Raw genomic sequence first — 12835 nt, forward strand, 5'->3', positions numbered from 1 at the left:
GTGACAGAAAACGCAGCGACGGCGCTGAATGGAGTACGGGGTCGTCCTACGGCCCCGCGGAAGACGACCGGGGCCTCTCCTGTGGGGGGTGGCGGCCCCGGTCGTCCTCGTTTTCCCCACCCCTCCCGACGCGCGCTCTTGACGTGAGCAGACCACTCACGTGGCCAACGCGTGACCAACCGCGTGGTCAACGCGCCGTCCGGTTCATCCGAGTTCCGTCAGAGCGGCGCGCCGCGCCGTCCCCGGAGCCGGCCTCCGAGCCTCCTCGACCCGACGCCTTCCGCAGGTGGACATCGCGCGCCCCGGCGAGCGCTGCCGGACATCGGCACCCGCTCCCACCGTTCTTCACCCGGAAATGTCAGCGGCTCGGTGTGAAGCCTGTGACAGACGGGCAAGGCTTGACGGAATTGGCAGGTACATGTGGCGAACCAGTGAACTCCTTGAGGGGGTGGGGTGTTGGGGGACCGGTCCAGCACATGAGGCCGGGGCAGCGGGCGATCGGCGCCAACTCCCCTCGTGGTTCCGAAAGGGTGTGCATGAAGCATTTCCGGCTGCTCGTTCTCGGTAACGGCGTTTCCGCTTACGGCAGTTATCTGAACATGGTCGCGCTGAACGTCTTCGTCTACGACGTCACCGGGAGCGCCCTGGCCGCAGGGCTCTTCATGGCGGTACGGCTGGGGACGAGCGTGGGGGCGGGGTTCGTGAGCGGGCGCCTCGTCTCGGCGTACGACCGCAAACGTCTGATCGTCGGCGCCGACCTCGGCCAGGCGCTGGCACTCCTGGCGCTGCTCCTGGCCCCGGAGGCCGGCCGGATCTCCTTGCTGTACTGCCTGGCCGTGGTCACCGGGGGCTGCTCGACGCTCTCGCAGGTCGCTCTGCGCAGCAGCATCCCGGAGATCGTGGGGGCCGAGCACCGGAGCCGCGCCAACGGTCAGCTGGTCACCGGCCGTTCCCTCGCCATGATCGCGGGCTTCGCCTCGGCGGGTGTGGTGGTGGCGCAGCTCGGGTACACGGCGGCGTTCGTCCTGGACGCGGTCACGTTCCTGTTCTCCGCGTCGGTACTGCTGATGCTGCCGATCCGCACGAGGGCCCGGACCGAGGGACCCGAGGCCGCCGAGGACGGCACGCCGAGCGCCGGTCACCATTCCGTCCGGTTGCTGTGGGCCGGCGCGCCGGTGCTGGTGGCGATGATCGCCGTGCGGGCCGTCGACGGGCTGGGATCCTCCTCGCACAACGTCGCGCTGCCCGTCTACTCCAGCCTGCTGGACCCCGATCATCCGGCCACCTTCATCAGCCAGTTCTGGGCCACGTGGGCGGTCGGCACCATCATCGCCCAGCAGGTGCTGGCCCGGCACACCCGCCGGACCGGGCGCACCTTGGGCGAGCGGGCCTTCGCGGTCGGCGCCTGCGTCATGTCAGGAGCGTTCATCGTCGTGTTCAGCGGGCTGCCCACCGTGCCGACACTCGCCACGGCACTCGTCGCCGGAGCGGCGGACGGAGTCACCGAGATCGTGTACGTGTCACGGCTCCAGGCGGTCCCCGACGAGCAGCGCGGACGCCTCTTCGGGCTCTCCGCCTCGGCCGAGAACGCCGGGTTCGGACTGGGGATGCTGATCAGCGGATCGCTGCTGGAGTCCTTGTCCCCGTTCCAGGTGGTCGCCTCCCTGCACGGCCTCGCCATCGTCCTGTGCCTCGCCCTGCTGACGCTGCTCGTGCTGCGCCGTTCCCCGGCCGGGCCCGACCGGGTGCGACAGCCCGGCAGCGACACCTTGCGCGAAGGGCGCGGCTGATGGGCGGCGGCGGGCACGACCCGCGCATCGCCGTGGTCGGGATGTCCTTCCGGCTGCCGGGGGCCGACACGCCGGAGGACCTGTGGCGCATCATCCGCAACGGCGAGGACCGCTTCACCCGCTTCACGAAGGACGAGCTGAAGGCCGCGGGCGTCCCCGAGGAGCTGTACCGGCGCGACGACTTCATCGGCGCCTCGGCCGTCCTGGACGACATCACCGGGTTCGATGCCCGGCACTTCGGGATGAGCGCCCGCGAGGCCCGCCTGACCGACCCCCAGCACCGCCTGTTCCTGGAGTGCGCGCAGCACGCCCTGGAGAACGCCGGCTACCCCGACGAGCGGGACGGAAAGCGGATCGGGGTCTATGCCAGCACCGGCTACCACCTGTACAACATGCAGTCCTATCTGCTCAACAACGTCCTGCCGAACGAGGACATCGCCGACTGGCTGGCCGGCATGCAGGTCCTGGTGGGCAACTACACCGACTTCAATGCGACCCGGGTCGCCTACCGGCTCGGTCTCACCGGCCCCGCCGTCAACGTCCAGACGGCCTGCTCCAGTTCGCTGGTGGGTGTGCACCTGGCCGCCCAGTCCCTGCTGCTGGACGAATGCGACATCGCGCTGGCCGGCGCCAGCGCGATCCATGTCCCGCAGGTCCTCGGCTACCACTATGTCAAGGGCTCGATCCTCTCCAGGACCGGCCGGCTCCGGGCGTTCGACGCGGCCGCGAACGGGACCGTCGGAGGCACCGGTGTCGTGGCCGTCGTACTGAAGCGGCTGACCCGTGCGCTCGCGGACGGCGACACCGTGCACGGCGTCATCCGTGGCTGGGGCATCTGCAACGACGGCGCCGGCAAGCAGGCGTTCGCGGCACCCAGTGCGCGGGGCCAGCAGGAAGCCGTACGCCGGGCGCTGGACCACGCGGGCGTCGGGGCGGACACCATCGGGTATCTGGAGACCCACGGCACCGGCACCCTCAAGGGCGATCCCATCGAGCTGGAAGGGGCGGGCGCGGCGTACCGGCAGGACACGGACCGGACCGGCTACTGCGCTCTCGGAGCCGTCAAGACCAACATCGGGCACCTCGACGTGGCGTCCGGACTGGCCGGTCTCGTCAAGGCCCTGCTGGTGCTCGGACACGGTGTGATCCCGCCGATCGGGGGCTTCAGCGATCCCAGTCCGCTGCTCGGGCTGGAGGACAGCCCGTTCTACGCACCCCGTGCCCTCCAGCCGTGGCCCGAGAACGGCACCCCCCGGCGGGCGGGTGTCACGTCGCTCGGGATCGGCGGCACCAACGTCCACCTGATCCTCGAGGAAGCCCCCGAACCCGTGCCGCGTTCCGCCACCGCGGCCCCACCGGACGTGCTTCTGGTCTCCGCGACGAGCCGGGAAGCCCTCGCCGACAACGTACGGTCGCTGCGCGCCGTGCTCCGCAGGCGGACCGCTCTGCCCTTGGCGGATCTCGTCACGACCGCCGCCCTCGGGCGCTCGCACGGCCGGCACCGGATCGCGGTCCGGGCAAGCACACCGTCCGCGCTGGCCGATGCTCTCGACGCCTGGCTCTCCGGCCCCGCACCGCTCGCGACCGCCGCGGGCCCCGTGTCGCCGGGGGACGCGCCCACCCGGGTGGTGTTCCAGTTCACCGGCCAGGGTTCGCTGCGCCCAGGAGCGGCGGCGGCCCTGTACGAACGGTTTCCCGTCGTGCGTGAGGTCCTCGACGCCTGCGAGGCGTGGCATCGCCGTCTCACCGGTGAACCGATGCTGGCCGGGCTCCTCACCGAGGGGGCAGGCACACCGGGGGCTGTCTGGCCGACCGCGACCGCGCAGCCGGCCCTGTTCGCCCTGCAGTGCGCCCTGGTCCGGCTGTGGGAGGAGTCGGGGGTCAGACCCTGGGCCGTGACGGGCCACAGCGTCGGTGAGTACGCGGCGCTCTTCGCGGCCGGGGCGCTGTCGCTCGCGGACGGCCTGGAACTCAGCACGCATCGGGGCCGGTTGATGCGGGATCACTGCGCGCCGGGCGCCATGGTGGCGGTAGCACTGGAGCGGGAGTCCGCCGCGGAGCTCGCCGCCTCGCGACCCGGGCTGGAGCTCGCCGTGACCAACGGGGAACGCTCCCAGGTGCTGGCCGGTCCCGTCGCGGACGTGGACCGGATGTGCGCCGTGCTCGATGACCGGGGCACCCCGTACGAACGCCTCGCGGTGGACCGGGCCTTCCACACCGCTGCCACGGAGCCGATGCTCGACGCGTTCGCAGCGGTACTGGCGAAGACCCCCTTCACACCGATACGGACCCGCTTCATCAGCTCTCTCGACGGCCGGACCCGTGAGCCCGGCTGGATGCCGGACCCGCAGCATCTGGTCCGCCATGCCCGCGAGCCGGTGCGCTACGACGCGTCGCTGCGTGCCGTCGCCGGTGAACGGCCCGACGTGCTCCTGGAGATCGGACCGCACACCACACTCAGCAGCCTGGCCCGCCGCTCCCTGCCGGCGGTGCGGGCGACTCCCTCCCTGCACCGGGACACCGGACTCACGGCGCTCTTCGGCGCCGCGGCGGCTCTGCACTGCGCGGGAGCGGATGTCCGCTGGGAGACGTTCCTGGCCGGCACCGGAGGGCGGCGCGTCCCGCTGCCCGGCTACCGATTCCAGCACCGACACCACTGGGTCGGGGCCCCACCCCGGCCCTGCGGACCCATTTCCCCGGCGAGAGAGGAACGCACCATGACATCAGAAGCGACGGAGACCAGGCACCTCCTGGACAGCATCCTCGGTGTGCTCTCCAGAACCTTCGGAGAGGACCTCACCTCGGTCCCGGCCGACACCCCGTTCTTCGATCTCGGTGCGGACTCGCTCCTCATGATCAACGCACTCCGGGAGATCGAACAGGAGCACCACGTCAAAGTCACGATGCGAGAGCTGTTCGACGAGACGGGAACGCCCCGGCTTCTCGCCGAACTCGTCGCCGCGCGGCTGCCCCGACAGCCCGGGACCGCCCCGCTGCCGGCCACCGCACCCGTCACCACGGGACCGGCGTCCGAAGAGCTGCCCGCCGCACCGCGCTTCGGTCCGGCAGCGGCCACCGCGCAGCCGTCCATCCCGCAGCCGTCCATTCCACAGCCGTACACGACGGAGCCCCCCTCCGCCGGACCTGTGGCACCGGCCACCCGGCAGCCGGCCGCCCGCGCTCCTCAACCGTTCGCCCCCACGCCGATACCCGCGTGGCACACCACACCACCCTCCCCCGGCATACCGCCGGTCCACACCGCGTCGACCAACGGCGTACCGCCGGTCGAACACGCCGTCGCGGACACCGGTTTCGTCACCCGGCAGGAGCTGCTGGAGCTGGCCCAACGGGTCCAGCAGCTGTCCCAGATCCAGCTCCAGATGCTCACCCAGCTCTCCCAGATCTCCCAGTTGCTCGCACTCCGGAGCAACGCGACGGCGGCCCTGACGAACGACGAGGTGGTCCGGTGAACGAGCAGGAGAGCCTCACGGCCGGCCTGGACCGGGACCTGGCCGCCATGGCCGGACTCGCCCAGCGCATCACCGAACAGATCGACGCCGGGCGAGCCATTGCCGACAGCGCACCACAGCCTCAGGCACACGGGCCGCGCGTGGTGATCGCCCCCGATGCCGGCATGGTCCGCTCCACCTCACCCCGCACTCAGCAAGAGCATCTGGACGACCTCGTACGCCGGTACACGGCGCGGACAGCGGCCTCCAGGCAACTCGCCCAGCGCCACCGCCGAAGACTCGCCGACAGCAGAGCGGTCGTCGGATTCCGCAGGTCGACCAAGGAGATGCTCTACCCCGTGGCGGCCCGTCGCGCGGAGGGCGCACGGATCGAGGACATCGACGGCAACAGCTATACCGACATCACCATGGGCTTCGGGGTGCTCCTCTTCGGCCACGAGCCCGGCTTCGTCCGGGAGGCCGTACGCGAACACCTCTCCCGAGGCATCCGGCTCGGCCCCCGCAGCGTCGAGACGGGCGGGGCCGCCGAGCTGCTGTGCGAACTGACCGGAATGGAACGGGTGGCCTTCGCCAACTCCGGTACGGAGGCCAACGCGGCGGCGATCCGTCTCGCCCGTGCCGCCACCGGCCGCGACCGGATCGTCACCTTCCAGGGCTCCTACCACGGTCATGCCGACCAGGTGCTGGGCCGGCTGGCCGGCCACGGTGCTCAGGAAGGGACCGTGCCCGTCTCCCGGGGCATCCCGCACAGTGCCGTCTCCGAGCTGACCGTCCTCGAATACGGCAGCGAGGAGGCCCTGCACGCGATCGAACGCGACGCGTCGCGGATCGCGGTGGTCATCGTCGAACCGGTGCAGAGCAGGCATCCCTCGCTCCAGCCGACCGCGTTCGTCCGCAGGCTGCGTGAACTGACCGCCCGTCACGGCATCGTGTTGATGTTCGACGAGATGCTGACCGGATTCCGCCCCGCCCTCCGTGGCGCGCAGGAGCTCTACGGCGTCACCCCGGATCTGGCCACCTACGGGAAGCTCCTCGGCGGCGGATTCCCCATCGGCGCGGTCGCCGGCCGCTCCGACATCATGGACGGGATCGACGGCGGCTACTGGACCTACGGGGACGACAGCGGCCCGACCGCCGACACCACCTTCTTCGGCGGCACCTACCTGCAGCACCCCGTGTCGATGACCGCGGCGCACGCCGTACTCACCCATCTGAAGGAACACAGTCCGCACCTGCAGGAACGGCTCAACGCCCGGACGACCGAACTGGCCACCGGGCTCAACGACTTCTTCGAGGCCGAGGAATTCCCCCTGCGGATGGGCTGGTTCGGCTCCCAGTTCCGCTTCGAGCACCGCGCCGACATGGAGCTCCTCTACTACCACCTGATGCTGCGGGGCGTGCATGTATGGGAGTGGCGCAACTTCTTCCTCTCCACGGCTCACACCGACGGCGACATCGAGCACGTGGCCGACGCCGTGCGGGGGTCGCTGAGGGACCTGCGGCAGGCCGGCTTCTTCCGTACTGGCAACACCCCGTCCCGGAGGCCCGCTCCCGGCCGGGCAGCCGTCACACCGGCGGCGGCCCTCCCGGTCCCGACGGCCGAAGCAGTGGCCGAAGCGGTGGCCGACGCGACCCCCGTTCCTGTGGCCGATACGCCCCCCGTTCCCGTGGCCGCCCCGGATTCCGCGGCGCTCACGACGCCGCGCCGCGCGGACTTCAGCCTCTACTTCTTCGGCGACTACCCGGACGACGGACCCGGCCCGAAGGAGGGCCGCTACGAACTGCTCATGGAGGCGGCCCGGTTCGCCGACCACCACGGGTTCGAGGCACTGTGGATGCCCGAACGGCACTTCAACTCGTTCGGCGGCCTCTTCCCGAACCCCGCCGTCCTGGCCGCGGCGCTGTCCCGGGAGACCCGGCGCATCCGCCTCAACGCCGGCTCGGTCGTGCTCCCGCTGCACGACCCGATCCGGGTGGCGGAGGAGTGGTCCATGGCGGACAACCTCTCCGGCGGACGCATCGGCCTCGGTGTCGCGAGCGGGTGGAACGCCAACGACTTCGTCTTCTTCCCCGAGCGCTTCGGGCCGCACAAGCAGGAGATGTACGACCGGCTGGAACAGGTGCGGAGCCTCTGGCGGGGCGAGCCACTGCGCCGCACCACCGGGGACGGCGAACGGGAGATCCGGCTCTTCCCGCGCCCCGTCCAGACGATGCCGCCGCTCTACACGGCGGTGGTCGCCAATCCGGAGTCGTACGAACGCGCCGCCGCGCACGACCTGGGCATCGTGACCAACCTGATGACCCAGGACATCGACCAGCTCAGGGACAACATCGCCCGCTACCGCCGGGCCCGTGCGCGGCACGGCCTCGACCCGGACGCCGGGCGGGTCGCCGTCCTGCTGCACACCTATCTCGCCGAGGAGCACGACACCGCCCGGTCCGAGGCCTTCGCACCGATGGCCCGCTACATGCAGGCCTCCCTGTCCCTGTTCAGCGGCGTCACCAACAGTCTCGGTGTCACCACCGACCTGAGATCGCTCAGCGAGGACGACCTGGACGTGGTCTTCCGGCGCGCCTACGGCCGCTACTGCGACCAACGGGCCCTGATCGGCGATGTGGACACCGTCCTGCCCGTGGTCGAGGCGGTGGTCGACGCGGGCGCGGACGAGATCGTCGCGCTGGTCGACTTCGGCGTCTCCGCTGACCAACTGCGCGCCGGTCTCCCCCGGCTGGACGCCCTCCGCCGCCGGCACCGGGAGCGACGGACACCCGACCCGGGTGCGCCCCTGTCGCCGGGCCAGGAGCGGATCTGGTTCCTGGAACGCCTGCTCCCGGGACGCACCGCCTACAACGAGGTGAAGGCGATCCGCCTGCGCGGTGCGCTCGACACCGAGGCGCTGCACACCGCGCTGCGTCGGCTCGTCGCCCGCCACGAGGGGCTGCGCACCGTCTTCCGGCAGGCCGGCGATTCGGCGGTCCAGCTGGTGCGGGAGGCCGCCGAGCCCGACTTCGACGTGGTGGACGGCACACTCCGGGCCGAGGCCGCCGTACAGGAGGCACTGGCGACGGAGAGCGCCCGCCGCTTCGACCTGGAGAACGGCCCGCTGTTCGTCAGCAGGGTCGTGCGCACCGCGGTCGACGAGCACGTGCTGGTCCTGTCCTTCCACCACATCGTGGTCGACGCGGCCTCGGCGACCGTCCTGTGCCGGGACCTCTCCGCCTTCTACCGGGCGGAGCGCGACGGCACGGAGGCCGGTCTGCCCGCACTGACCTGGAGCTACGCCCGGCACGCACGGGAACAGCGCGCGGCGGCGGACGGCCCCGACACCGCGCAGGACCTGGCCCACTGGCAGCGCGTGCTCGGCGGTGACCTGCCGGTCCTCGAACTGCCCACCGACCGCCCCCGGCCGGCGGAGATGACCTCCGAGGGCCGCGCCGTCTTCCGCTCCCTCGACCCCGGCCTGTCCGAACAGGTCAGGCAGCTGAGCCGCGGCCACCGCGCCACCCTGTTCATGACCCTGGTGGCCGGCTGGGCGGCGATGCTGCAACGGGTCACGGGGCAGGAGGACATCGTCATCGGCATCCCGGTCTCGGACCGGCCGCAGCGGGCCGAGGAGCTGATCGGCTTCTTCGTCAACACCCTCGCGCTGCGGGTCGACCTCGCCGGCGATCCCGGGTTCGCGACGCTGCTGGACCGGGTGCGTACCGCCGCACTCGACGCCTACGACCACGCGGGGACACCGTTCGAGAAGGTGGTCCGCGTGCTCGCTCCGCCCCGCAGGACGGACCGCACGCCGGTGTTCCAGGTGTGCGCCGAGTTCCAGTCGTCGGAGCCGTTCCGCCTCGACCTCCCGGGCATCGAGGCAGTCGCCCTGGACGCGGGCCCCGACAAGGCGCTGACCGACCTGACGGTCTACTTCACCGACCGGCCGGAGGGCGTTCGCTGTCATCTGGAGTACAACGCGGAGCTGTTCGAGCCGAGCACCGTCGACATGTTCTTCACGGTCTTCCGCGACCTTCTGGCCGCCGCCGTCGGCAAGCCCGGCACACCGCTGTCCCTGCTCGCGCGTACGGCGGTCGAGGGTGACGAGGTTCCGGAGGGCTGGGAACACGGCCCGGTCCGGCCGGTCGCGGACACCACCGTGCACGGCTGGATCGCCCGGCAGGCGGCAGAGCACCCCGCGCGGACCGCGGTGGTGGGCGAGGACGCCGTACTGACGTACCGGGAGCTGGACGAGCGAGCCGGCCGGCTCGCCGCCGTGCTCGCGGAACACCGGGCGGCCGGTGACCAGGAATCCTTGGTGGCGGTGTGGCTGCCACGCTCCGCGGAGCTCGTCGTGGCGCTGCTCGCCGTGCTGCGGGCCGGTTGCGCGTATGTGCCGCTCGACCCGTCGCTCGGTGCCGTCCGCGCCACGCAGGTGATCGCCGAGAGCGGCGCCCGCACGGTGATCAGCGGCGCGGACGGATCGGAGGACCTGCGGCTGCCCGGATCGGTGACCGTCGTCGCACCGGACGCCGTCCCCACGGGAGACCCCGGGCCGGGCACCCGGCCGGCAAGCGGCACCGGGGGCTCGTCCCCTTTCTCCGTCATCTACACCTCGGGCAGCACCGGCACCCCCAAGGGTGTCGTGCTCACGCACCGCGGCCTCGTGGACCTCTGCCAGTGGCACCACGAACGCTTCGCGTTCACCGGCGACGACCGGAGTGCCGTCGTGTGCAGCCAGAGCTTCGACGCCTCCCTCCTGGAGATCTGGCCGGCGCTGACGGCGGGCGGCACGATCGTCGTGGCCGGTGAGGCGGTCCGCCGCGATCCGCTCGCCCTGGCCCGGTGGTACGCGGACCAGGACATCGCCTTCAGCGTCCTGCCGACGGCCCTGGGCGAACAGGTGCTGCGCCTGCCGGTGGCCGATCAGCCCCCGCTGCGCCATCTGCTGCTGGGCGGCGAGGCGCTCCGGAGCCGCCCCGGGCCCGAGGCGCCCTACGAGACGGTGAACATCTACGGCCCGACCGAGACGACCGTGCTGTGCGTCGTCGATACGGTCTCGCCCGGGGCCGGCGGGCCTGTCCCGGACGACGGAGCGGGCCTGATCGCGATCGGGCGTCCGGTCGACAACGTGACGCTGCGCGTGGTGGACGCGTCGGACAAGCCGGTGCCCATCGGTGCGGTGGGGGAGCTCTTCGTCGGTGGTCCGGGGGTGGCCGCGGGCTATCTGCACCGGCCGGACCTCACCGAGGAGAGGTTCGCGGCCGCCCCGGAGAGCGGGGCGGAGGCCCGCTACTACCGCACGGGTGATCTGGTCCGCTGGACGGCGGACGGGCGACTCGTGTTCGTGGGCCGTACCGACGACCAGGTGAAGATCCGCGGATTCCGGATCGAGCCGGAGGAAGTGGCGCGGGTGCTGGGCCGTCTCGACGGTGTCCGCCGGGCGGCCGTCGTCGGCCTGCGCCGTGCGAACGGCGAGGCCTTCCTGGCCGCCTATGTGGTACCCACCGAGCCGGGCCGCGACAGTACGACGGAGCAACGGTCCCGCACGGACCGGTGGGCCGAAGAGCTGCACCACCACCTGCCGGAGTACATGGTGCCGCGCGCCTGGCGGGTCCTCACCGAACTGCCGCTGACCGGCAACGGCAAGTTGGACCGGACGCAGCTCCCGCCGGCCGATCCCTTCCTCCCGGCGGACGGCGAGGAGGCCGGCCGGGCCGGCGGCCCGTCGCCGGAGACCGAACCCCGCACCGCGGTGGAGAACGGACTTCGTGATCTCTGGGCGGCCGAGTTCGGTCTCACCGCGTCGGACGTCGATCCGGATGTCTCTCTCTTCGACCTGGGCGGACATTCGCTCACCGCGATGAGGCTGGTCAACCGGATCAGAGAGGCGTGGGGCATCGAATACCCGCTTTCGCGGCTCTACCAGGAGCCCACGCTGCGCGCCATGACGGAGTTCGTGCGCGGCGCCGGGTCGAGAAGAGTCGTCCGCCGGGGCCCGGCCAGCCAGCAGCAGTCGCGCTTCGCCACCCTGCACGCCCGCCACGCCAAGCCGCAGGTCTTCAACGTCGCCCTGCGGATCACCTTCTCCGGCCGGCTGGACCCCGGATCGCTCGGCACCGCACTCCAGCAGCTGACGGAACGTCATGAAGCGCTGCGCACCCGCCTGGTACGGGAGGGCCTCGGCTCCTGGCGCCAGGAAGTGCTCGAACCCCGCCCCCTCGACCTGCCCGTCGACGACCTCACCTCACGGCCGGAGCCGGAACGGCAGGCCGAGGTGCGACGGCTCGCCGAGCAGGCGGCGGAGACACCGCTCGACCTCTTCGAGGGGGACGTGCTCTCCACCCGCCTGCTGCACACCGGCGCCGAGGAGTGGGTGCTGCTGCTCGTGCTGCACCACTGCACCTGCGACGGATGGGCCCTGACCACGCTGCTGAAGGAACTCGCCGCGCTCTACCGTACGGCTGTCACCGGAGCCGGACACGGTCTGTCACCCGCGGCGCCGCAGCAGGTGGAGTACGCGCACTGGCAGGTCGCCCACGCGGCGGCGACCGGTGGGCGCCGCACGGACTACTGGCTGGAGGAACTCGCCGATGCCCCCTTCACGGCGGATCTGCCACTGGACCGGCCGAGGCCCGACACCCTCAGCGGGCGGGGCGGGGTCATCGAATTCACCGTGCCCGCCGAGGTCCGGGCCGATGTGGAACGGCTGGCCGTCCGGCGGGCGACCACGCCCTTCGTGGTGACCGCGGCGGCGCTCGGCCGGCTGCTGGCGGCGAAGGCGGAGCAGGAGGACGTGGTCATCAGCATCTCCTACGCGGGCCGGGAGAGCCGAGAGTTCGAGTCCCTGGTGGGCTGCACGGCCACCGGGTTCGCCCTGCGGGTCCGTGACGCGCGCGCCGGTTCCTTCGCGGCGCTGACGGACCGGGTCACCCGTACGACGGTCCTGGGCATGGAGCACGCCATGTCGCCGCGCCAGGTGGCGCCGGCGATGCGGGAGCGCAGGGGCGTCGAGATACCGGACGGCCTGGCCATCGGTCTGGCCTACGAGAGTTCGCTGGACACCGGGATCGAACTGCCGGGACTCACCACCACGGTGGCGGAGATCGCCCCGGCGGCGTCCCGGTCGGAGTTCATCATGGTGCTGACCCCGGCCGGGGGCGTTCTGGAGGGTGCCGTGGAGTACTCGGCCGACCTGTGGGACCGGGCAACGGTCGAGACGTGGACACGGGAGTACGTGCGGCTGCTGCGGGACGAGGTCGGGGAGGCGCTCGCCGACGGGGCGAACTGACCCCGGGCTGTCCCGGGACGACGGGGGGTGAGGGACGGCACGCGTGACCAGCCGCCGCCAGGAACAGGCAGGAACACCTGGCCGGTGGCTGGCCCACGCGGTAAACGAGAACCTCGACCCGGACGACAGAATGCCTGTTCAGAGGAACTTTTATGGCTCAGCCGGGCCAAGGGTGCTGCCTAAGGGCTGTCCCGTAATCCCTGGTGGATCAGCGTGCGGCGTCAGATGCGGTGCATCGCAAGGCGGAGGGACGCCCGAATACTGGATGTATTCGGGCGTTCCGACAACGCGGCGAGGTGCC

3 protein-coding genes are annotated in these 12835 nt (G+C 71.6%); all 3 read left to right on the forward strand.

Annotation, left to right across the window (positions count from 1 at the left end):
- The first annotated feature begins 536 nt into the window (after positions 1-536).
- Genes OG520_RS15335 through OG520_RS15345 form a run of 3 tightly spaced genes read left to right on the forward strand, consistent with a single transcriptional unit; the run spans position 537 to position 12534 of the window.
- On the forward strand, positions 537-1790 hold the full coding sequence (locus OG520_RS15335; protein WP_406013544.1) for an MFS transporter: 1254 nt from the start codon (positions 537-539) through the stop codon (positions 1788-1790).
- Entirely contained in the window at positions 1790-5260 is a 3471-nt protein-coding gene (locus OG520_RS15340) for a type I polyketide synthase (RefSeq protein WP_406013545.1), read from the forward strand. The genes OG520_RS15335 and OG520_RS15340 overlap by 1 nt, the downstream gene beginning before the upstream one ends.
- Positions 5257-12534 carry a MupA/Atu3671 family FMN-dependent luciferase-like monooxygenase gene (locus OG520_RS15345; RefSeq protein ID WP_406013546.1) on the forward strand — a complete coding sequence of 2426 codons (7278 nt, stop codon included), beginning with the start codon at positions 5257-5259 and terminating at the stop codon, positions 12532-12534. Before OG520_RS15340 ends, OG520_RS15345 begins: the two co-directional genes overlap by 4 nt.
- Positions 12535-12835: the final 301 nt, after the last annotated feature.

The organism is Streptomyces sp. NBC_00984 (genome assembly GCF_045162475.1).
Taxonomy (GTDB): domain Bacteria; phylum Actinomycetota; class Actinomycetes; order Streptomycetales; family Streptomycetaceae; genus Streptomyces.